The organism is Pseudomonas sp. NPDC077408, from assembly GCF_050269105.1.
Classification (GTDB): Bacteria; Pseudomonadota; Gammaproteobacteria; order Pseudomonadales; family Pseudomonadaceae; genus Stutzerimonas.
On the sequence record NZ_JBNNHS010000002.1, the window covers coordinates 161,603 to 182,341 of the forward strand.

Sequence of the window (20,739 nt, forward strand, 5' to 3'; positions counted from 1 at the left end):
AGTGATATTTAAGTGCCATCTTTCGATGGCATCCGAGCACATCATTTTTACCTGAAATCTCTAAAAACGCCGTTAGGCTTAATTCCTACGAAATATCAAAACAGTGGCGCATGGTCTAAAGCTGTTACCAGGCTGGTGGTCAAGGGAATTTGCGGATATTCCTAACAGACTTAAATGCAACTATTCTCAAGCCCGCAAACGACCAAAGCCAAACCCTCACCGGGTTTCTTCAGGAGAACCTTATTTCTAGTTATATCAACTGAACTAATCGCCGTTCCGATTCGCACACCCTGTTATCCACTCCCGCTACTTTTCCACGGCATACGCCTGGAAGTATTAGGTCGCTGAGAGCCATCATGCTTAACACTCTTTCCAACCAGACGCGTCGGGCGCTGCTGCTGTCCGTTGCGTCAGCTGTCCTGTGCTGCACCCCCCTGGCACTTACTCAGGCTCACGCAGCCACTTCGGTTTCGACGGAAACCGCGTATGTTTCCAAGATCAACTCTTTCACCAGCAAAGATTTCTTGCGGGGTATCTGGCGCCAATATGCGGGGCTTTCGGTTCCTGCCACTCAGGCGAGCATCGACGCATTCAAACCCGGCGTGCATCTGCGCTTCGCCGATGGGCAGTTGCGCGAGATCAGCAAAGTGTTCCGGGTCGGTAGCAACCTCAGCATTTACGTCAAGGGCGGGCTTCTGGACGGCAACAAGGTCGGCTCCCCAAACACGGTAAGCACAGCGCCAGCGCTGCGCAGCGGGTCCGCCCCCTCTGCTACAGCAGATACTTCGACGACGATCACCCAAGCCAACCCCGCATTCATGGCCCGAGGCGACATCAAGGGCATCGACATCACTCCGCCAGTGAATGACTGGGAAGCGCCCGCCTACGGCATGACCCAGACGCGTCTGACTGCACTGTCGGCGGCTGGCTTCAACACCCTGCGGATCTGGATTTCGCTTGACGAATTCCTGGCCCCGCCGGTGAGCATGGAGGCCACTCTGTCGCGTTGGATCGGCTATATCGATCGGGCCGCACAAACCGGCTTCCGCGTCCATGTTGCCTGGGCCTCGACTTGGGAAGAACGCATCGCCCTGGTCAACGAACCTGCTCAGCAAGCGCGCTTTCATTACGCTCTCAACAGGCTCTGCTCAGCCATGGGCAGCTACTTCTCGAAGCAGCAGGTGGCGCTGGAAATGATCAACGAGCCACCGGGAGAGCAACTCACACCGGGCTACTACCGCTCAGCTGCACCGGGCTGGCACTCCGCATGCCGCTCCAAAGCTCCGGACATGACCATCATTCTGCAGCCGGAGGCCGGCTGGCATGGGGCACTGAATCGCTTCAACCTGAGCGACTTCGACGCCAACACCATGTTCTCCTTTCACCCCTACGCACCGGGCGAGTTCACTCACCAGGGCATTGGCAGCCAACCTCATCTGTATAACGTCCCGATGCCAATCACCCGTTATGTCGGCGGCCAGACGCAGATGGTCGCAGACGTCAGCGCCCGCGTTAATGCGGATCCGCACTTGAGTTCAGAACAGAAAAAATCGGAGATCGCCCGTTACAGCCGACTGATCAATGACCTGTGGTATGACAACGGTTCGCGCTGGGAGGACTGGTCCGAGCTACAACGTTGGGTGGTTTCGAGCGGTATCAACCCCAAACGGATCATCGCCGGTGAATTTGGCGTCGTCTCCGAGTTCAACTACAACGGAACCCCTGCACTGAAAGACGTCGCCTCACGTGCGCACTTCATGCGCAAGATCCGCGAGCAAACCCAGGCGAACCGGTATGCTGGCTGGGTCGTGCATCAGGCCTTCGGTGACTTCAATCTGTTCCAGCAGAGCGCTGTAGGCGAACACGGTGACCGTCTCATCCCTGAATTGGTAGAGGCGCTATTCGGCAGTCAGCCACTGCCGTCAGGCCCCCCAGTCATGGGACGATAACAGCCGCGGTGCAGGGGCGACGCTCCACCCCTGCCATGAGTTATTAGCCAGCCTCTACAGCAACCGCAGCCTCGACGGAACACGCATAGCCGTTGGGGTTGGCGGACTGCCAGCGCCAAGCGTCACGCATCATCTGATCAAGACCACGCTTGGCTTTCCAGCCAAGCTCCAGAGCCGAGAGCGACGGGTCGGCCCAGCACTCGGCTACATCACCGGGCCGTCGAGCGACCACTCGGTATGGTATGGCGCGCTGGCTAGCACGCTCAAAGGCTGCGATGACTTCCAGAACGCTCTGGCCGACGCCAGTGCCTAAATTCCAGACTGACACCCCGCGGCGATCGCGCAGGGCATCCAACGTTTTGACGTGTCCTTCGGCCAGATCCATGACATGGATGTAGTCCCTTACGCCGGTGCCGTCTCGGGTCGGGTAGTTGTCGCCAAAGACTGAAAGCTCCGCCAGCCGACCGACTGCCACTTGGCTGAGGTAGGGCAGTAGATTGCTGGGTACGCCATTGGGGTCATCACCGATCAAGCCGCTTTCATGGGCACCAATCGGGTTGAAATAGCGCAACAGGGCGATGCTCCAGCGCGGGTCGCATGCAGCCAGGTCACGCAGCATTTCCTCAACGATCAGCTTGGACCGCCCATAAGGGTTGGTAGGCCAATTGGTGGGGGTAGTTTCGCGCAGCGGCATCTGGCTGGCGTCGCCGTAAACCGTAGCGGAAGAACTGAACACCAGGCGATAAACCCCCGCCCGAGCCATGGCTTGATAAAGCTCGCCACTGCCACCGACATTGGTCGCGTAATATTCAAGCGGCTTGCGTACGCTCTCGCCAACAGCCTTGAGGCCGGCAAAGTGCAGCACGGCAGTAATCGGGTAACAGGCGAAAAGGCTATCCAGCAGGGCAGCGTTACGGATATCGCCGTGCACGAATATGGGCGTCCGGCCGCAAAGCGTGGCGATCCGGTGCAGCGACTCGGCCGAGCTGTTGCACAGGCTGTCCAACACTACTACTTCATAGCCGGCAAGCATGAGCACCAGGGTAGTGTGAGAGCCGATATAGCCGGCTCCTCCTGTTACAAGTATGGTCTCTCTCATCGTTAGTCCTTTGCCCAGCTGGGTCGCCAGCTCGGCGAGCTGATTGGAACGCAAAAGCTATGACCGCCTCGGCTGACAACCACGTTCGCCACGGTCGATGGCTATACGGGTCGCTGAGGTCAATGCCGACGAATACGCGAGAAATGCACAACCCACAGCATGTTGCCCAGGGCAAACTTCCACTCCCGGACCTTGTGTTCTAGGTCAACCGCCGCTGATGCCGGTGCCGGCGTCGGCGCAATCGACGCGGCAGGAAGAAGCCCAAGCAGTTGGCGACCGGCATAGACGATGAACAGCGAGTTGGTGACGAAATAGCGCTTCCATAAACGCCTCGGCTCACTGCACAGACGGTGAAACCATTCCAGGCCGCCGCGTTGCATCCACATGGGTGCTCGCCTGATGGTTCCGGCGTGGTAATCGAAAGCAGCCCCCACACCGATCATCGCGGCGTGAATCCGACCCTGGTGCGCCGCCATCCACAACTCCTGCTTGGGGCAGCCCAAACCGACCCAGACAGTGCCGGCACCCGATGCATTGATGAGGGTAACGATTGCATCGTCTTCTTCCTGGCTAAGCGGTCGATAGGGTGGCGAGTAGGCGCCAGCAATACGCAGCGACGGGAAGTTCTGCAGCAACACGCGCTGCAGCGCGTCAAGCGTCTCCTGCCGGCCGCCGAACAGAAAGAGCGACTCATCGCGATGGGCCGCTTCCGCACAGTACCGCCACATCAGGTCCGGGCCGTTAATTCGCTCCTGCCGAACCATGCCCAGCCGGCGCAACATCCAGGCCAGCGGCGCACCGTCGGGCGTCGCCATATCCGCCTCGTGAATGACCTTGGCGAACGCCGCGTCGCCGCGTGCGGTCACTAATGAATGCACATTGCAAATGCACACGTATCGGCTTTCACGTCGACTTGACCATTGCGCCAGAAGAGACAATGCCGTATGCCAGCTCAGTGCGTTTATCGGAAGGCCGATCACCGAACATACGGATCCGTCGGGCGACTGTTGTTTTCCCATGAAGGTATCCCTCTGCGTTGTAGATGCACATGGCAAGCGTCCAGGCAGGTACCAGCCGGTCGGACACAACTTGAGTCACGCCAGGAAGCGTCTGCGTTGGAAATCGATTAGCCCTATTGGGCCGAGCTGCTGGCGGTAGCGGCAAAGCGGGGGCGTGCAGAGACACGCACGCCTGGCTAACTGACGATGAACTCAGTCAGTCGTCGCTGCAGTCAGTTGTCGAGCAGGTTTTCCGCGCAATGGAAGAAGGGAGTTAGGCGAGCGTGGGTGGTACTCGCTATCAGTGCTCCAGGGCCGGACGTGCGCTGCGACACGCCAGCCCCAGAGAAGTCATCAGCACGATCATCATCACCACCTGATTGACCAAAATGCCAAACATCACGCCGGCTACCCCGAAGTCTGTTACCAGCGCTCGAGCTGCCAGCAGCGCAAAGGCGGTACCCAACACATAGGCGAAGAAGATTGCCCGCGTTTGCTCCAGAGTGCGCAGCCCTGCGCGCAGCGGCAAAGCAAGCGCCACCAGCAGGTAGATCGGCACGTACCATCCCAGCGCCTCAACGCTGATCGGATCGGCGGCACCATAGGCGAGGTTCAACAACGGCCTGGAAAATTGGGCCGCCAGCGCCGCGACAAGCCCCGTACTGGCCAGCAGCACCAGACTGATCCTCACCAGATAGCCGCGTAGTGCAGGGATGCCGTCGTGATGAAAGCGTTGACTGGCCTCGCCCGGCACCACGTTTTCCAGCCCGAGGAAGAAGATATGAGTCAGCGCCAACAAGTTCTGCGCGCCCCGGATCGCTCCGACCGCAGCCGGGCCCAGCACGACGCCAGCGATGATTAGAAAATAGTTGTCAGACAGCCACTGCAACAGTGTCGAGCCCAGCAACCAACGCGATGAACGCCAATGTCTAACGGCCACGTCGCGGGTATTGAGCGCCTGCCCTTCAGCCCGAGGCAGCCAGCGTCCGCCCACCAGGATCGACACCAGCATGGCCGCGACGATACTCAATAGGGCCGCCTGGAATGACGGATACACTGCCACCACCATGAGCATTAATGGCAGTTGTGCGCCGTAGGCAATCAGATCGACATAGAACGCCCGCTGCGGTGCAAGCCGCGAGAAAAGATTGCGCCGCAAAAAATCCTGTAGTTGCAGGAAGACCATGCAGCTGACCAAAGGCAGAGTGGCACCTTCAGCAAGCCACTGCGGCCGATAAACGGTCGGAATCAATGACAGCGCCCCGACCAGTAAGGCGGCAAGTGCTATCAGAAGCGTTTGCAGTCTGAGAGTCGCGGCGTAGTAGCCGCTGCGCCTGGTGCCACTCAACTTTGGCGCGATGGACATCATCGGCGAAACAATCAATGCGTTCTGCACGCCCATGACGAACTGAACCGCCATCCAAGCGAGAACGAACAACCCGTATTGCTCGAAACCGAGGTAGCGCACCAGCAGCACACCCATAAGGAAATTGGTGCCGCTGACCAGCGCTTGGTCGAGCAGCGCCCAATTCCATTGCGCGCCTCGTGCAAACAATGTCTTCATTAGACCTCCATGACTCGCGAGCGTAGCGACGGGCAACCGGCGCGATCAGGAGTGCACTGTGCGGTAGTCCAGCCGGTAGCAGCTCTTGCTGTACCCATACCGCGTGGACGTCCGCTCTTCCACTGAGTTGAAGATCGCTCCATGCAACTCCGTATTGTTCTGCTCGAAGCGGCGCAAGACGAGTTCAACTTCGCGTGCAGCAGTAAAATCGAAGCGCAACACCATCAAATTGATTCCAGTGTGCTGACCGATGATCAACGCATCGGATACAGCTAGCAGGGGTGGCGTGTCGATTACGACCAGATCGAAAAGCTCGCCGACGCGTTGTAAAACATTCTCTAGGATCGGGTCGAGCAACAGTTCAGCAGGCCACAGCGGGGGCTTGCCACGCGGCAGGAAAGAAAGATTCTCGACTGCGGTTGGGCGGATCGCCGCCGTCACGCTGCTCTGGTTTTGTAGCACTTCAGCGAAACCATTCTCCTCGCTTAGCGCCAACGCTTCGTGCAGGTGCCCACGCCGCATGTCTGCATCGATGAGTAACACGCGCTGCCCGGCACGGGCGGCCAGGACGGCAAAGTTTAACGAGATAAAACTTTTTCCCACGGCCGGACTTGGACCGCTGAGCATGATCAGGTTGTTGCGTCGGTTCGGCAGGGACAAACGCAGGCAGGTTCGCAGGCTGCGGAGGGCCTCCGTGTACGGATCGTTTGCGCGCATCAACACCGCCGGTTGTTTCGCCGGCGCTCCGTCGCCCACAACACCATCAAGCTGCTTTGCCGAAAACATCGGCACTGCCGCAAGGACCGGCAACCCCAGCCGCTCGATCTCATCTATGCTCTCGATGCTCGGGAAGAGCTTGCGGCGAATAAAGACAATCGCTAACGCCAGACCGAAACCGCCAACCAGACCGCCCAACACGACAAGCTTGCGATTTGGCCAGGCCGGGCTGATGGTATCCGCTACAGGTTGGTCAAGCACATGGACGTTACCGGCGATCCCGTTGCGCATCACTTCCAGCTCCTGGGCGCGGTTCAACATCAACAGATAGATCTCATTGTTAACCTTAACGTCACGGCTCAAACGCACCAGCTCCTGCTGGGTTTCGGGAAGGGTGCCAATTTTCCTGGCCAATGACTGCTGCTCGAGCGTCAGGCTCTCGATCTGGTTGACCAGCGTCTGATAAGCCGGATGTTCGCTGGTAAAGCGACTCGCTAGCTCCGTCTGCTGCAGCCGCAGGGCCGAGATTTTCGAATCGAGTGCGACCAGCTGATTCAGATAGCCCTCGATCTCCAGACTGATGTCGACAGAACCCGCCTGTGTTTGGAAGCGGTTCAGCGCCAGTTCCGATTGTTCGAGCTTTGCCCGCATGGCAGGCAACTCTGTGGTGAGGAATTCCAATCCGCTGCTGGCATCAGCCGCAGCGCGCTCAATGTTCTGCGCCACGTAGGCCTTCATTACTTCGGCAAGAATGTTGACCGCTCGCTCTGGATCGGCATCCGTGATCGAGAGGACAAAGATGCCTGAGCCTTCCTCCACTTCGTCAATCTGCAGCTGGTTTTGCAGTCGCAGCAACGCTGCCAGGCGCGGCTCCTTCGTCAATACGAATTCGCTGCCCGGCTCGGCGCCGAGCCGACTGATTTTTAACTGCACGTCATCGTCGGGACTTTTCGCCCCATGCGGGGCGATGCCGGACAGCAGCTCGCGCCCCCTCGGATCGAACAACTGAAATGCGTCATCCTGACCGACCAGCAGCCTGAGCGGCTTATCGCGCAATACCTTGGGTACATCCAGTGACTCGATACGCGGCAGCTCATCTCGGTTTGCATCGAATATGAAATGGCGTGAAACAAACTCACCGATGATTGGGATTGCCTTCGGCCGAACCGAGATATCCAGCTCCAAGGCGTCCACTGCCGCTCCGAGTACGGCTGCAGATTTCATCACATGCGTCTGAGCAATGGCGGGCGGGACATTAAGCGCCACACTTTCGTGGCGCTCGGAGAAGCTCGCAGCGCCGGGGCTCTTCGGCTCGACCTCAAGCATCGATACCGCTTCAAACAAGGGCCTTGCAGACAGCGCATAGGCTAGCGCCAGGGCTCCAAAAAGGCCGGTAATGAGCGCTATGAACCGCCAGTTATCTATAACTATGGCGAGTATCTGAACCGGGTTGATTTCCTGCCCATCTTCTTCACTCCTGTTTGAAGACTTTTCCGTATGCATAGAATTTTCCTTTTTCAACCCAGCCACTAACGTTCATTCGCCCTTTTGGAGGCAAGGCTACCGCCAGCCCGCGACCTAATAACGGCGCAGACAGTTAAAAACAAACGAAACGCTTATTGCGAAATAAAAGTAATTATCTTCGCCGGCTATCGATATGCGAAAACAACGCCCCGACATAACTTGTCAGAATCGAGCCAGCTCGACATACAACCAGATACGAAAATCCGGACCCTAAAGGAAAGCATTCGGGATATCCGCTCATTCAGAGTCAATAAGCTAATCGCATAGCTACCGCAGGGCCCGTCTAAACACGACCGACTCAATGGGAAACGTCACATATTATTCGCGCCGAACTTCATTAAGGAGGCGCCAACCTCAGCCTAACCCAAACAATATTATGCAGGTGCAATGCCAACTCCAGAACCTTATAAATCCTGCCTTGCAGAGCCACTGTCATTGGCCAATGACGGCCAGGAAGGTGCATCTTTCAATAATAATGTTTCAATTTCGTGCACGCTTTACAGGCCGCGGAAGAATAACAACAGGCAAAAACCAAACAATCAATCTTTAGAGCGAGTATTCATGCGCTGGTTAATACTGTTGCAACAACCATAATTAATCCGACCCGACTCACAAAATAGATATTATTTAGTTGAACAGGGAAAGTTTGCGCGCCGCCCCCTGAAAAATGACTAGCCCACGGAAAGAGATGGTGCGCAAACTGAGGATTAATTAAAGATAAAACAAGCGGGAAATTCCTTGTGATTATCGACGCACTCGCTGAGTACCTGCCTGGGCAGCACTCGTCAGTCGTAAAAATCCTTGCGAGCCTGACACGGTTGCGTGCCACCTAACAGGCAGATCAGCACGCACATGCGCCTCGAGACGCGCCAATCAAGACCAACCGAAGTGAACTTCCCCCCCAACGGCACGATCCCCATTTATGCACAGTCAGAGCGATTCAGGCAGCAGGCGCATCCGCGCGATGCATCAGGCCTGGGTCGTCCAGCGATGAGGACGCTTCCGTGACCGTTATCACCCACAGCACGCATCACACGACACACAGCATCTCGCGCCATGTACCTAACCCAGTTCACGCAACGTTGCTCGGGGGGACCGTCCCGCTGTTTCTTGGCGGCCTGCTAAGCGATATCGCGTACTTCCAGACCTATGAGATTCAGTGGACCAACTTCGCGTCTTGGCTGATCGCCGGGGGCCTGGTTTTCTGCGGGTTCGCGATCCTTTTCGCGCTGGTCAATCTGGTCAAAGCCACCCATAAGAAAGGGCGGCCGCTGATCTATCTGGTGCTCCTGGCCGCTACCTGGGTGCTGGGCTTTTTTAATGCGCTCGTGCACGCCAAAGACGCCTGGGCGAGCATGCCGTCAGGCCTGGTCCTTTCGGTGATCGTGACCATCCTGGCCTGTGCGGCGACCTGGATCGGCTTTACCAATCTGCGCGCTGGAGGTGAAGCATGAAATACGCAGCCCCACTAAGCGCCCTGAGCGTGGCGTTGTTACTGAGCGCATGCGGCGGCGCGGATCAGGACATCGCGTTGGTAAAAGGTGAGAACCCCAAACTTGTCGATCCTGAGCGCGGACTATTGCCCAGCATGACGATTGCCGACCCGGTCGGCTGGGGTGATAAGAAGCCAACGGTACCCGAGGGCTTCACGGTCAGCGCGATCGCGACGGATATGCAGATCCCGCGGCAAACCCTCGTGCTGCCCAATGGGGACATCCTGGTGGCCGAAGGCCGGGGCGGCAATGCACCCAAGTTAAGACCGAAGGATGTCATCGCCGGCTACATCAAGGCGAAGGGCACCACCTCCGTCAAAAGCGGTAACCGTCTGACCCTGCTTCGCGATGCCGACGGTGACGGCGTGTACGAGTTGCAGAAGATATTTGCGGACGACCTTAACGCGCCGTATGGCCTGGCACTGGCCAATGGGAACATCTACGTGGCCAACCAGGATTCGCTGGTGCGCTTCGAGTATCAGGAAGGTCAGACCGAGGCCAGTGGCGAGCCGGTCAAGGTCACGGACCTGCCGCATCGGATCAACCATCACTGGACCAAGGCGCTCGCCGCGAGCCCGGACGGGCGTTTCTTGTACGTTGGCATCGGCTCGAACAGCAACATCACCGAACGCGGGATGGAGGCGGAAGTCGACCGGGCCATGATCTGGCAGATCAATGCGGAGACAGGTGCGCACAAGCCCTACGCAACGGGCCTGCGTAACCCAACGGCACTGACGATTCGCCCCGACACGGACCAGCTGTGGGCGGTGGTGAACGAGCGGGACGAGCTTGGTCCCAATCTGGTCCCTGACTATCTCACCTCGGTACAAGAAGGCGGCTTCTATGGCTGGCCATATAGCTACTGGGGGCAGCACGTCGATGATCGTGTTCGCCCGCAGAACCCCGATCTGGTCGCGGCCGCGATCAAGCCGGACTACGCACTGGGCCCGCACGTCGCTGCGCTCGGCGTGGACTTCTCTTCACCGGTCATGGGCGAGAAGTTTGCCGAAGGCGTGTTCGTTGGCGAGCACGGCAGTTGGAACCGCGAGAACCCGTCCGGCTATCAGGTGGTCTTCGTGCCATTCAGGAACGGGAAACCCTCGGGCGAGCCGGTTGATTTCGTGACGGGCTTCCGCACCGCCGAAGGGACGCATGGTCGGCCCGTGGGTGTGACGGTCGACCCACGCGGTGCTCTCATCGTGGCTGACGACTTGGCTAACATCGTATGGCGGGTGACCCGAACGCAGTAAGCCCAACGGCCGGAAGTTGCGTGATACGCCCGGCATAGAGCCTGATCGCATGGCCCCACCGCAGGTGCGCTGGGGCCTGACTTTTGGAGAACAGATGGTGATGAAGCGACTCTCTCTGCACCTCGTTAGCGCCATGGCGCTGGGTACGGCTTCGCTCGCAACCGCTGCGCCTGAAGCCGTTGAACAGGATCAGTGGCCGTTCAGCGCAACGCCACGCGCCAGTTTCTCCGAACCCTGGGCCATGACCTTTCTGCCAGACGGGACGGCGTTGATCACGGAAAAACGCGGCGTGCTCAAGCATGTCGATGTGGAGACCGGGACGGTTCACGAAATCAAGGGCGTACCAAAGGTGGCCTATGGCGGTCAGGGCGGGCTTGGTGACGTCATCCTTCATCCCGATTTCGCACAGAACAACGTTATCTACCTCAGCTATGCCGAGCATGGCGACGGTGACAACCGGGGCGCAGCCGTCACCCGTGCAACCCTGAAGCTAAGCGACGATGGCGGTTCCCTCTCAGAGCCGAAAGTGATCTGGCGGCAGGCGCCCAAGGTCTCAGGAAAAGGCCATTACGGGCATCGTCTTGCGTTCGGCCCGGACGGCAAACTTTGGATTACCTCCGGCGAGCGCCAGAAGTTCACCCCTGCACAGGACATGAACGCCAATCTCGGCAAAGTCATTCGCCTGAACGAGGACGGGAGCGTACCGTCCGACAATCCGTTCGCCGACCAAGGCGGCGTGACGGCGCAGATCTGGTCACTTGGCCACCGCAACCCATTGGGCATCGCGTTCGATGCGCAGGGCCGCTTGTGGGAACACGAGATGGGCCCGGAAGGCGGCGACGAGTTCAACCTGATCCAGAAAAGCGGCAACTACGGTTATCCGGAAGTCTCGAACGGCGATCACTACGGCGGGCGGCCGATACCCGATCACGACACCCGCCCTGAATTCATCGAGCCCAAGATTTCCTGGACACCAGTGATCTCCCCGGCTGGCCTGATCATTTACGACGGCGAACGGTTTGCGGACTGGAAAGGTGATGCGTTTATCGGCGGCCTGTCGGCCGAGGCTTTAGTCCGTGTCACTTTGAACGGCGAGGCAGCCAGCGAGGCCGCTCGCTACGACATGGGCGCACGCATTCGCGAAGTCGAGCAAGGCCCGGACGGCAGCATCTGGCTGCTGGAAGATGGGGATGGTGGGCGTTTGCTGGAGCTCAGTCCAAAATAGGCGAGGCATCAAACGGGCTGCGCCTTGAGTGGCGCAGCTTCGATATCAAGGGCGTGAAAACAGCCAGCCCCAGCCTGGATCTGGCCCTAGGCGATGGGTAAAACCGCCTATCATCCCCCTTCCCTATCCATCGAACGATTCAATCGCTGCCCCCAACGAGCCTCGTCACAACCTCGTAACAGACCCCGCCTAGCGTGTTTCGGCCAAACCCCATCGCCAAACGCCGAGGCTCGCATGAGAACACCGACCCGCCTGACCCGTACCGCGCTATCCACCGCGTTAACACTGGCCCTGCTGCCGCTCGCCTCTCAGGCTGCCTCATCGCGCGCCGCGGAATACTTCGAGCGGGTTGCAACGTTTCCGGTGTACAACAACCTCGGTGCGGACGAAGACGCCTCCCGCGAAACCGTCGCTGAAATCACCGCAGTCAGCCGCGACGGCCGTACGCTGATCTACACCGACAGCCCCGGCGAGCGGATCGGCCTGGTCGACATTCAAGACCCGAAATCGCCAAAGCCTGCAGGCTTCGTGAAGCTCGAAGGCGAGCCGACCTCGGTCGCAGTGCATCACCACTTTGTCCTGGTGGCGGTCAATACTTCGGCCAGCTTTGCCCAGCCCGACGGCGTGCTGGCGGTGTTCGACATTCGCAATCCCGCCCAACCCAAGCGCGTCGCCACGCTGCCCATGGGCGGTCAGCCGGATTCCATCGCCGTCAGCCCGAAGGGCCGTTATGCCGCGGTCGCCATCGAGAACGAACGCGACGAAGACCTCAACGATGGTTTGCTTCCGCAACTGCCGGGCGGCTTCCTGCGCATCGTCGACCTCAAAGGTCAGCCGTCGCGCTGGAGCACGCGTGACGTCGACCTGACTGGCTTGGCCGAGGTCGCTCCAGGCGATCCGGAGCCGGAATACGTCAGCATCAACGACCAGGACGTGGCCGCCGTCACGCTGCAGGAAAACAACCACATCGTCCTCGTCGACCTGCGTCGCGGCCGGGTGTTGCGCCATTTCAGTGCCGGACAGGTTGACCTCGAAGGCGTGGATGTGGAAGAGAACGACCGCATCCAGCCGGTCGGTGTACTCACTGGCAAACGCCGCGAGCCGGATTCGATCGCCTGGGTCGGCCCGCTGCTGGCGACGGCCAACGAAGGCGACTATGAGGATGCCGAGGGCGCGGAAGGCGGCAGCCGCGGCTTCACGCTGTTCGACTACGACAGCAAGGTTTGGCATGACGCCGGGGTGTCGATGGAACACGCCTTCATCCGCGCCGGCCACTATGCGGAGAATCGCTCGGAGAACAAAGGCATCGAGCCGGAAGGCATCGCGGCGGCCAGTTTCCGTAAGCAGGACTTCTTGTTCGTGGGTAGCGAGCGCGGCAACGCCGTCGCGGTGTATGACGTTGCCCGCCCTTGGGCACCCGTGATGCATCAGTTGTTACCGGCCGGCATGGGGCCCGAAGGCATCCTGCCGATCCCAGCGCGCAACTTGCTGGTGGTCAGCAGTGAAGAAGATTCGGCCGAAGACGGCTATCGCTCGACAATTTCGATTTATCAGTACGGCGCCAGGACTGCGAATTATCCGGAGATCCGCTCCAGCGAGAGCGATCTGATCCCCTGGGGAGCGCTCAGCGGCCTGGTTGCGGACGGTACGCAGATTGATCGCCTGTATGCCGTACCGGATAGCTACTACAAGGCCTCCCGGATCTTCCACATCGACACCAGTCAAACACCTGCAGTCATCGACGGGCAGACCGAACTGCGCAAGGACGGCGAGACCGTCAACTACGACCTGGAAGGCATTGCCCAAGCCAGCAATGGCGACTTCTGGTTGGCCTCCGAAGGCAGCGGCAAGGCCAAGCCGAACCTGCTGATCCATGCCGATTCAAAAGGCGATGTGCTGGCCGAATACGCGCTTCCGAAAGCCGTCTCGGCACAGCGCACCAGCAATGGATTCGAAGGCGTATCGGTGGTCGGCGAAGGCGCCAGCACCCGCGTGTATGTGGCCTTCCAGCGCGAATGGAAGAACGACCCGGCCGGCAAGGTGCGCATCGGCGTATTCAATCCGAGCAGCGGCGAGTGGAGCTTCGTCCATTACCCGCTCGACCCGGCTGTCGAAGGCGGCTGGGTCGGGTTGTCCGAGCTGACGTCCATCGGTAACGGTCAGTTCCTGGTCATCGAACGTGACAACCAGCAAGGCCCGGCAGCGCAAATCAAGCGCCTGTACCGCATCGACCTGACCGGCGTGCAGCCCGTAGCCGAAGGCCAGAGCTTCCCGTTGGTGAGCAAGCATCTGGAGCGCGATCTGCTGCCTGATCTGCAGAGCACTGGCGGCTGGGTGCTGGACAAGGTCGAAGGCGCGGCAGTCGACAAGCAGGGCCGTCTGTTCGTCGTCACCGACAACGATGGTGTGGAAGACGCCAGCGGCGAGACGCGCTTCATGCGCCTCGGCACAATCAAGCGCTGACTCTGCCTGCGGAGCGGCAATGCCGCTCCACAGCAGCGCTCAGCTCTCGCGGGCGCGCTTGATGCGATGATCCCAGCGGCGCTTGGCGAAGCGCCGCATGTTCGGAATGTCGTCCGTTTCGTCCATGATCGGCTGGCCGATGATGGTTTCCATGATGTCTTCTAGCGTCACCAAACCGCGCCAGCTGCCGAACTCGTCGTAGACCAGGCACATATGCTGACGCTCGTGCAGCAGCTGGGTCATGAGGTTCTCGACACTGGTCAGCTCCGGCGAAACCTTCACCGGCTTCATGATCGAAGAGACCGGTGCTTCGTCGTCCGTCGCTGACAGCGCGTCATAGCGGAACACGACACCCAGCGGGCTCTCGTTGTCGCCAATCACCGGGTAGCGCGAAAACTGGCTGTCAGCAACCTGCTCTTTGAATGCGCCGATGCTGGTTTCCGGTGCCGTATGGTCGCAAACCGTGCGCGGCGTCATCACGTCGCGGACCTTGATCTCGTGCAGGTCGAGAATGTTCCTGATGACGCGCTGCTCGTCCTCGTCGAGGCTTTTGTTCTCGCGTCCTAGCACCGTCAGCGCCTTGATTTCCTGGCGGATGTCGTGCTCCGGCTCCTTGCCGCCGACCAGCCGCATGATCATGTCGGACAGGTAGATGAACGGCTTCAGGATCCAGATCATCCCGTTCAGCACCGGCGGCAGGAATGGCGCCAGCGTGCGCCAGTAACGGGCACCGATGGTCTTGGGCAGGATTTCCGAGAGCACCAGGATCAGCACCGTCATCACCGCTGAAGCGATACCGACGTAGCCGTTGCCGAACACCACGGTGACCTGAGCGCCGACGCCGGTCGCGCCGACGGTATGGGCAACGGTGTTCAAGGTGAGGATCGCCGCAAGTGGCTGGTCGACTTTGTCTTTGAGCTGTTTCAAGCGCTCGTAGAGCTTCGGACGGGACGTCTTCTGGTGTGCGATGAAGCTAGGCGTCAGCGAGAGCAGCGCAGCTTCCAGGATCGAGCAGATGAATGAAACGAGGATGGATAAGACAGCGAACGCTATCAGGAGGGTCATGTAAGGGAGGTTTCGTTGCCAATGGCAGGCCAATTTACAGCAAAGCTGCCAGGGGTTAGCTGATTACCGCGATGGGCTTGCAACATTTGATTTCCCCATTCGAACGCTCGCGCAGGACACTGATTTCGACAGCAGCCTTCAAGGGAGTTCACGACCACGCAACGGGCCAGCGAGCCAACCCGTCTGCCGAGATACTCCTCGCACTTGTTTCCCGACACACTCCTCGGCTAGGGTGCGGCCCTCGATGAGACAGCCCTTCAGGAGCATTGCAGATTGATCAGAACAGGGATGTTGGCGCTGGGTTTGCTGTTGGCGCTACCGACACAGGCAGCCGAACAGCGGGTCGATCTGGTGGCCACGATGCAGCTCGACGGCTCCAGCCTGGCACAGAGCATTTTCTTGCATGAACCAAGCATCACCGAACTGGAAGGCTGCCGCGAAGCGGTGCGCGCGGGCCAGCGCGACCGTGACTGGCAAAAATACCATCACATTTTCCGCAGCGACCGCTTCAAGGGTTTCTCCGGCCACATGCAATACCGCTGCGCAATCAGCGACCAGCAATTCAGTGGCTGGCAAGACGGTCCACGTTACAACCGGTCGTACCTGATTGGCGTCGACGAACATTCGAAGCTCAACGTAGAACGGACGTCGAGTCAGGCCCAATGCATGACGCAGCTTCGGGCGTTGCCGGCTGCCCGGCAGGCGCATCGCTTCTGCGCCATGGGCAACCAGCAGATCATGCCCTGAGCCGCTCGTCCTTCCAGCCGAGCGGTGCTAGGTAGTTGCGCTACTCCGGCTGGTAGCTGCCCGGCACCGGCGCGAAAGACACCCCGAAGCGATTCCAGGCGTTAATGGTCACGATGGCCAGGGTCAGGTTAGCGAGCTGGGCCTCGGTAAAATACTCGCGCGCCTCCTCGAACAACCGCTGCGACACACCCTGAGGCAGCAGCGTATTGGCCTCGGCCCAGGCCAGCGCAGCACGTTCGCGGTCGGTGAAAAACGGCGTTTCGCGCCAAGCGCTCAGGGCATAGATGCGCTGTTCGGTTTCGCCCAGGGCGCGGGCGTCTTTAGTGTGCATGTCGATGCAGAAGGCGCATCCGTTGATCTGCGAGACACGGATCTTAACCAGCTCCATCAGCGGTTTGTCGACGCCATCCTCGCGGCGGCTCTGCCTTGCCAGATAGGTTTCCAGCCCTATCAAGGCGGTCATCACGTCAGGTGCGGCGGTCTGGTAGTTCATACGCATGGTGGTCACTCCTCGGTTGAATGTGCAACCCAGGCTACGCAGCCGCCACGCTGCGCTATTGTAGATTTTCGACATCTTTGAGCGTCCGCCATGTCCGCTTCCTTGCACGGCCGCCTGCCCTCCCTGCAGGGCTTCGTCACCCGCCCGCCAAGCCCGGCGCTGGCCGCGTACGTCCAGCGTTTCTGGTGGCTGGAAGGCGACGGCTCGCAGGTTTATGACGAGCAGATGCTGCACCCGGACGGCGGCAGCGGGCTCATCTTCAACTTCGCTGATCCGCTGCGTTTCGATGGCACCCCGCGCGGGCGACGGGCCCTCATCGCCGGGCCGCAAATAGCCAGCACCCGGCTGCAGCTGGTCGGCCGGGTCAAGATGATGGGCGTGCGTTTTCTTCCCGGCATGGGTGCCGCGGTGTTCGGCATCGGCCTCGACGAACTGACCGGTCTTCAGGACGCTGACTGGCCCAGGCTGGCGCTCGCGCATCTGATCGATCAGTTGGCCGAACTGGAACGAGACGCGCAGCAGGCATTGGTTGAACGGGCCCTGCTCGGTCGTCTCGGTGCGCTCCAAGCGCGGCGCACCCCGGTGCAGCAGCTGCTGGAACAGATCGCCAGCAACCAGGGCCGGGCGCGGCTGGCGGACCTGCTCCAGACCGTACCGCTCGGCCAGCGCCAGCTGGAACGGCTGTTTCGCTATCAGGTCGGTCTGACGCCCAAGCAATTCAGCCGTATCCAGCGTGTGGCGCTGGTCCGCAACCAGTTACGCGCCGGCCAGCCACTGCTGGATACCGCCATGGTCTGCGGCTACAGCGACCAGGCGCACTTCATCCACGATTTCAAGACGGTGGTCGGCATGACGCCGGGGCAATATCGGGCCCGGGTAAAGGTCGCGGAGAGGTAAGACTCCTCATTCCACGCGCCGGATTGCCTGTCCACACAGATCGGCATGCCCGCGCCTCACGGTCATCTCAAGCGCATGCGAACGCGGCGACCATCCAATTATGCCGTCCGGCAAAGCCCAGCCGGGGAAGCAGTAAGCTCACAGGTGATGGCAAGATCCGTGGGGTCCTTGTCATTGCGACACGGCCGTGACAGCAGCAGACTGCAGGCATCTTCCTGAGAGGTGCACCATGGACGCCACTCGCACCATTGCCTGCCTGGTTTACCCCGACGTCATGAGCCTGGATGTGACCGGGCCGATGCAGGTGTTTGCATCGGCCAACGTCGAGCGCCAACGACAGGGGTTGGCCGCCCACTATGCGCTGCTGTTGATTGGCGAACAGGCCGGTCCCTTTGCTACTTCCGCGGGGTTCAAGCTAGTTGCGGACGCCCCGTGGGGCAGCATGGATCCCACGGGGTTGGACACGCTGTTGGTTCCGGGAGGCAGTGGCGTACAGGTGCAGATGCACAACCGCTCGCTGCTGGACTGGCTTCGCGGTGCCGAACCGCAGATACGCCGCCTGGGCTCGGTATGTTCTGGCGCCTTGATTCTGGCCGAAGCCGGGCTATTAAACGGCCGCAAGGCGACCACTCACTGGGCGGACCTTGCCGCCTTGAGTGGATACAGCGCTATTGAGGTACAAGGCGACCGGCTGCATACCTACGACCCGACGGATCGGGAGTCCGCTCACCTGTTCAGCTCGGCGGGCGTCACGGCGGGTATCGACCTTGCACTGGCGCTGGTCGAGGCAGACCTTGGGCGTGCGCTGGCCCTCAGAGTGGCGCAACGACTGGTGATGTTTCTGCGCAGGCCAGGCGGGCAGACCCAGTTCAGCCCGATGCTGGCCGCGCCGACCGGTAGCGTGGCCCGCCTCGCTGAACTGCTCGAGTGGATTCCCGGACACCTGGGCGAAGACCTGTCCATCGAGGCGCTGGCCGAGCAGGCGCACATCACGCCACGCACCCTGTGCCGACTGTTCAACCTGGAGGTTGGCATGGGCCCTGGGCAGTACGTCGAACGCGTACGGCTCGAGGCGGCACGCAACCTGCTGCTCGATGCCCAGGCATCGATCGCGACGGTGGCCCGGCTGACCGGATTCGGCCACCCGGAAAACCTCAGGCGCAGCTTCCAGAAGCATCTTGCAGTCAGCCCACGGGATTTCTTCCAGCGCTTCGGCTAGCGCCCCCTCCAGCTCCCAACTTATCGCTTACGGCAATCCGACTCACTGCCAGGCTCCGCTGTGCCCGCTTTTCATGACAAGGACCGACCCCATGCTTCTACTGTTCAGCAACAGCCAGGTACTCCGCTTGTTCATCGCCCAGGCGCTGTTCTGGTCATGCTCGATGACCGGCATCATCCTGACGTCCATCGTCGGCCTTCACCTGGCACCCATTGCAGACCTGGCGACCCTGCCGCTTGCAGTGCTGATGCTCGGCGGCCTGCTCGCTCTGCAGCCTATTGCGTGGTTGATGCAGCGCCGCGGCCGCACCATAGGCTTTCTCGTTGGCACCCTGGCCGGTGTGCTGGGCGGTCTGACAAGCGCACTGTCGCTCTGGCTGGACAGCTTCACCCTGCTCTGCCTCGGCGCACTGCCCATCGGCGCTTATCAGGCGTCAGCAATGTATTACCGGTTCGCAGCCATGGAGGCGGTGAGTGAAGCCTTAAGGGGCCGAGCCACAGGATGTGTGATCGGCGGCGGCGTGGTCGCTGCGCTGGCTGCACCCGCGCTCGGCGACGCCGCACGCGGCCTGGTATCCGTGCCCTTCGCGGGCGCCTATCTGATGATCGCTGCACTGGCAGCGGTGGGATTCTTCGTCCTGGCAGGATTAAAGAGCAGCCAGGCTAGCGCACCCGTACCGGCAGCCTCCTCCGCGGTGTCCTGGCGCGACCTCCTTGCCCGGCCAGTGGTGAGGGCTGCCGTGTTGACCACCGCTGCTGGACACGGGCTGATGATTCTTGTGATGAACGCAACGCCCCTGGCAATGCACGGCGAAGGCATGAACCTGCAGGTCAGCGGTCAGGTGATCCAGTGGCACATGCTGGGCATGTTCCTGCCGGCGTTCATCGCCGGGCCGCTGGTGGACAGGCTGGGTAGCAGGATGGTGGCCTGCCTGGGCGGCGGATTGCTTATCGCGAGCGCGCTGGTCGCCCTGCTCGGTGTCAGCCATCTGCATTTTCTGATCAGCAGTTGCCTGCTCGGTGTCGGCTGGAATCTGATACTGGTGGCCGGCACCACGCAGCTGGGGCAGGGGCACGGGCCGCAGGAACGAGCGCGGGCACAGGGCTTGATGGAACTCTGCAACGGCAGTGTCGCCGCCGTGATGTCATTCGCCTCGGGTGCATTGATCGCGCAGGCGGGGTGGGCCGCGGTGAACATCGGCATGCTGCCGATCGTCGCTCTGGTACTGCTGGTGCAGCTTGCCGAGGCCTATCGGCAACGGCAGCCAGCCTGACTGACTGACTGAAATTAACATAGGAGCGGTGAAGGAGAGCTCAAAAGCTACTTTAGCGGGCGTTCTCCATCGCATATTGCGCATAGAGCAAGTCGGCGAAATCGCTCTCATCAAGGTGCCCCAAGACCAAGTCCCTCAGCGCATCAGCGAAAAGCTCATTGTCTTCGCTTAGCTCATAGTCATTCAACGATAGATATTCCAATGCAACTGCCAACGCGGTTCGCTTGTTAGCATCAGGTAGCGAATGTGCTACCGATATGCAGGATGCGTATTTTGCTGCGATTTCAAAAACATCATCCAGCCCCTCATATACGATTGCATGATCAATTCGGCCCAACGCCCCCTGAAGCTTGCCGATATCAATGCAACCTTTCATCCCAGGCTCATGCTCGAGAATGAAAGAATTTATTTCAACAACCCGCTCGAATGGAAAGAAGATCAGATCCATTACATATCGGCCAGCTTCTTAAAAGTCTGCCTATGAGATCTCAGCACCAACTTAGTTTCAGACTTCACAATTTGTTGGCCATATATTCCCGAAAGATCAAGAAATTTGATAGCCGGTATCTTTGGCCTCTTTACAGCCTTAACTCCATAAGCTTCGATTTTCTTGTTCATGTTCCTCTCTTTCTTTAAACACTGACCATGTAAAAACTCTAGTGACTAGCCGTGCTGTGTTTACCAATCCTACCTACATAGGCCTGATGACAAATAGTGCTTACTCTACACCGCTGGCGCGCACCGACCAGCCTGTCGT

Annotated in this window: 17 protein-coding genes; 9 read left to right on the forward strand and 8 right to left on the reverse strand. The window is 59.9% G+C overall.

The window, feature by feature from the left end:
- Nucleotides 1-356: 356 nt before the first annotated feature.
- Complete coding sequence (locus ACQKEK_RS05830) at nucleotides 357-1,949, forward strand: cellulase family glycosylhydrolase (RefSeq protein ID WP_499141531.1); 1,593 nt, start codon at nucleotides 357-359, stop codon at nucleotides 1,947-1,949.
- A 43-nt stretch (nucleotides 1,950-1,992) separates the two neighbouring features.
- Here the strand turns inward: ACQKEK_RS05830 and galE are convergent, their stop codons facing one another.
- The 4 genes from galE to ACQKEK_RS05850 form a co-directional block, all read right to left on the reverse strand.
- Nucleotides 1,993-3,048 (reverse strand): UDP-glucose 4-epimerase GalE, encoded by a 1,056-nt coding sequence (gene galE / locus ACQKEK_RS05835; protein WP_064480560.1) that lies wholly within the window; start codon nucleotides 3,046-3,048, stop codon nucleotides 1,993-1,995.
- A gap of 119 nt (nucleotides 3,049-3,167) precedes the next feature.
- Nucleotides 3,168-4,067, reverse strand: coding sequence for a WecB/TagA/CpsF family glycosyltransferase (locus ACQKEK_RS05840; RefSeq protein WP_128120098.1), 900 nt, complete (start codon nucleotides 4,065-4,067; stop codon nucleotides 3,168-3,170).
- Between the two features lie 280 nt (nucleotides 4,068-4,347).
- Entirely contained in the window at nucleotides 4,348-5,610 is a 1,263-nt protein-coding gene (locus tag ACQKEK_RS05845; protein ID WP_499141533.1) for an MATE family efflux transporter, read from the reverse strand.
- A gap of 45 nt (nucleotides 5,611-5,655) precedes the next feature.
- Nucleotides 5,656-7,830, reverse strand: coding sequence for a polysaccharide biosynthesis tyrosine autokinase (locus ACQKEK_RS05850; protein WP_499141535.1), 2,175 nt, complete (start codon nucleotides 7,828-7,830; stop codon nucleotides 5,656-5,658).
- A 1,025-nt stretch (nucleotides 7,831-8,855) separates the two neighbouring features.
- On the opposite strand from ACQKEK_RS05850, the gene ACQKEK_RS05855 reads away from it, so the two are divergent.
- The 4 genes from ACQKEK_RS05855 to ACQKEK_RS05870 all read left to right on the forward strand — a co-directional run bounded on the left by ACQKEK_RS05855 (nucleotide 8,856) and on the right by ACQKEK_RS05870 (nucleotide 14,282).
- On the forward strand, nucleotides 8,856-9,305 hold the full coding sequence (locus ACQKEK_RS05855) for a DUF2231 domain-containing protein (protein WP_499141537.1): 450 nt from the start codon (nucleotides 8,856-8,858) through the stop codon (nucleotides 9,303-9,305).
- Nucleotides 9,302-10,594: a PQQ-dependent sugar dehydrogenase gene (locus ACQKEK_RS05860; protein WP_499141538.1), complete on the forward strand. Its 1,293-nt coding sequence runs from the start codon at nucleotides 9,302-9,304 to the stop codon at nucleotides 10,592-10,594. Before ACQKEK_RS05855 ends, ACQKEK_RS05860 begins: the two co-directional genes overlap by 4 nt.
- A 49-nt stretch (nucleotides 10,595-10,643) precedes the next feature.
- Complete coding sequence (locus ACQKEK_RS05865; protein ID WP_499141540.1) at nucleotides 10,644-11,819, forward strand: PQQ-dependent sugar dehydrogenase; 1,176 nt, start codon at nucleotides 10,644-10,646, stop codon at nucleotides 11,817-11,819.
- A 234-nt stretch (nucleotides 11,820-12,053) separates the two neighbouring features.
- Nucleotides 12,054-14,282 carry an esterase-like activity of phytase family protein gene (locus ACQKEK_RS05870; protein ID WP_499141542.1) on the forward strand — a complete coding sequence of 743 codons (2,229 nt, stop codon included), beginning with the start codon at nucleotides 12,054-12,056 and terminating at the stop codon, nucleotides 14,280-14,282.
- Between the two features lie 39 nt (nucleotides 14,283-14,321).
- Here ACQKEK_RS05870 and ACQKEK_RS05875 read toward each other — a convergent pair whose 3' ends face one another.
- A complete protein-coding gene (locus ACQKEK_RS05875) occupies nucleotides 14,322-15,347 on the reverse strand; it encodes a CNNM domain-containing protein (protein WP_046163128.1) in 1,026 nt (341 codons plus the stop codon).
- Nucleotides 15,348-15,635: 288 nt separating this feature from the next.
- Here ACQKEK_RS05875 and ACQKEK_RS05880 point away from each other — a divergent pair, with 288 nt between their 5' ends.
- A complete protein-coding gene (locus ACQKEK_RS05880) occupies nucleotides 15,636-16,094 on the forward strand; it encodes a hypothetical protein (RefSeq protein WP_499142209.1) in 459 nt (152 codons plus the stop codon).
- Between the two features lie 40 nt (nucleotides 16,095-16,134).
- Here ACQKEK_RS05880 and ACQKEK_RS05885 read toward each other — a convergent pair whose 3' ends face one another.
- Nucleotides 16,135-16,593, reverse strand: coding sequence for a carboxymuconolactone decarboxylase family protein (locus ACQKEK_RS05885; protein ID WP_499141544.1), 459 nt, complete (start codon nucleotides 16,591-16,593; stop codon nucleotides 16,135-16,137).
- Between the two features lie 90 nt (nucleotides 16,594-16,683).
- Here ACQKEK_RS05885 and ACQKEK_RS05890 point away from each other — a divergent pair, with 90 nt between their 5' ends.
- From ACQKEK_RS05890 to ACQKEK_RS05900, 3 genes are all read left to right on the forward strand, one after another.
- Nucleotides 16,684-17,490 (forward strand): DUF6597 domain-containing transcriptional factor, encoded by an 807-nt coding sequence (locus tag ACQKEK_RS05890; RefSeq protein WP_499141545.1) that lies wholly within the window; start codon nucleotides 16,684-16,686, stop codon nucleotides 17,488-17,490.
- 229 nt (nucleotides 17,491-17,719) lie between these two features.
- Nucleotides 17,720-18,709 (forward strand): GlxA family transcriptional regulator, encoded by a 990-nt coding sequence (locus ACQKEK_RS05895; protein ID WP_446697540.1) that lies wholly within the window; start codon nucleotides 17,720-17,722, stop codon nucleotides 18,707-18,709.
- A 91-nt stretch (nucleotides 18,710-18,800) separates the two neighbouring features.
- Entirely contained in the window at nucleotides 18,801-19,982 is a 1,182-nt protein-coding gene (locus ACQKEK_RS05900; protein WP_499141547.1) for an MFS transporter, read from the forward strand.
- A gap of 52 nt (nucleotides 19,983-20,034) precedes the next feature.
- On the opposite strand, the gene ACQKEK_RS05905 is transcribed toward ACQKEK_RS05900, so the two are convergent.
- Complete coding sequence (locus ACQKEK_RS05905) at nucleotides 20,035-20,430, reverse strand: type II toxin-antitoxin system death-on-curing family toxin (protein WP_499141549.1); 396 nt, start codon at nucleotides 20,428-20,430, stop codon at nucleotides 20,035-20,037.
- The gene (locus ACQKEK_RS05910; RefSeq protein WP_499141551.1) at nucleotides 20,430-20,600 is read right to left on the reverse strand and encodes an acetyltransferase; all 171 of its coding nucleotides are present in this window, start codon (nucleotides 20,598-20,600) and stop codon (nucleotides 20,430-20,432) included. Before ACQKEK_RS05910 ends, ACQKEK_RS05905 begins: the two co-directional genes overlap by 1 nt.
- Nucleotides 20,601-20,739 lie beyond the last annotated feature (139 nt).

Bases quoted from the DNA above. Each gene is read 5' to 3' on its own strand.
- ACQKEK_RS05830 (WP_499141531.1), top strand. From the start codon at position 357: ATGCTTAACACTCTTTCCAACCAGACGCGTCGGGCGCTGCTGCTGTCC.
- galE (WP_064480560.1), bottom strand. From the start codon at position 3,048: ATGAGAGAGACCATACTTGTAACAGGAGGAGCCGGCTATATCGGCTCT.
- ACQKEK_RS05840 (WP_128120098.1), bottom strand. From the start codon at position 4,067: ATGGGAAAACAACAGTCGCCCGACGGATCCGTATGTTCGGTGATCGGC.
- ACQKEK_RS05845 (WP_499141533.1), bottom strand. From the start codon at position 5,610: ATGAAGACATTGTTTGCACGAGGCGCGCAATGGAATTGGGCGCTGCTC.
- ACQKEK_RS05850 (WP_499141535.1), bottom strand. From the start codon at position 7,830: ATGCATACGGAAAAGTCTTCAAACAGGAGTGAAGAAGATGGGCAGGAA.
- ACQKEK_RS05860 (WP_499141538.1), top strand. From the start codon at position 9,302: ATGAAATACGCAGCCCCACTAAGCGCCCTGAGCGTGGCGTTGTTACTG.
- ACQKEK_RS05865 (WP_499141540.1), top strand. From the start codon at position 10,644: ATGGCCCCACCGCAGGTGCGCTGGGGCCTGACTTTTGGAGAACAGATG.
- ACQKEK_RS05870 (WP_499141542.1), top strand. From the start codon at position 12,054: ATGAGAACACCGACCCGCCTGACCCGTACCGCGCTATCCACCGCGTTA.
- ACQKEK_RS05875 (WP_046163128.1), bottom strand. From the start codon at position 15,347: ATGACCCTCCTGATAGCGTTCGCTGTCTTATCCATCCTCGTTTCATTC.
- ACQKEK_RS05880 (WP_499142209.1), top strand. From the start codon at position 15,636: ATGTTGGCGCTGGGTTTGCTGTTGGCGCTACCGACACAGGCAGCCGAA.
- ACQKEK_RS05885 (WP_499141544.1), bottom strand. From the start codon at position 16,593: ATGCGTATGAACTACCAGACCGCCGCACCTGACGTGATGACCGCCTTG.
- ACQKEK_RS05890 (WP_499141545.1), top strand. From the start codon at position 16,684: ATGTCCGCTTCCTTGCACGGCCGCCTGCCCTCCCTGCAGGGCTTCGTC.
- ACQKEK_RS05895 (WP_446697540.1), top strand. From the start codon at position 17,720: ATGGACGCCACTCGCACCATTGCCTGCCTGGTTTACCCCGACGTCATG.
- ACQKEK_RS05900 (WP_499141547.1), top strand. From the start codon at position 18,801: ATGCTTCTACTGTTCAGCAACAGCCAGGTACTCCGCTTGTTCATCGCC.
- ACQKEK_RS05905 (WP_499141549.1), bottom strand. From the start codon at position 20,430: ATGGATCTGATCTTCTTTCCATTCGAGCGGGTTGTTGAAATAAATTCT.
- ACQKEK_RS05910 (WP_499141551.1), bottom strand. From the start codon at position 20,600: ATGAACAAGAAAATCGAAGCTTATGGAGTTAAGGCTGTAAAGAGGCCA.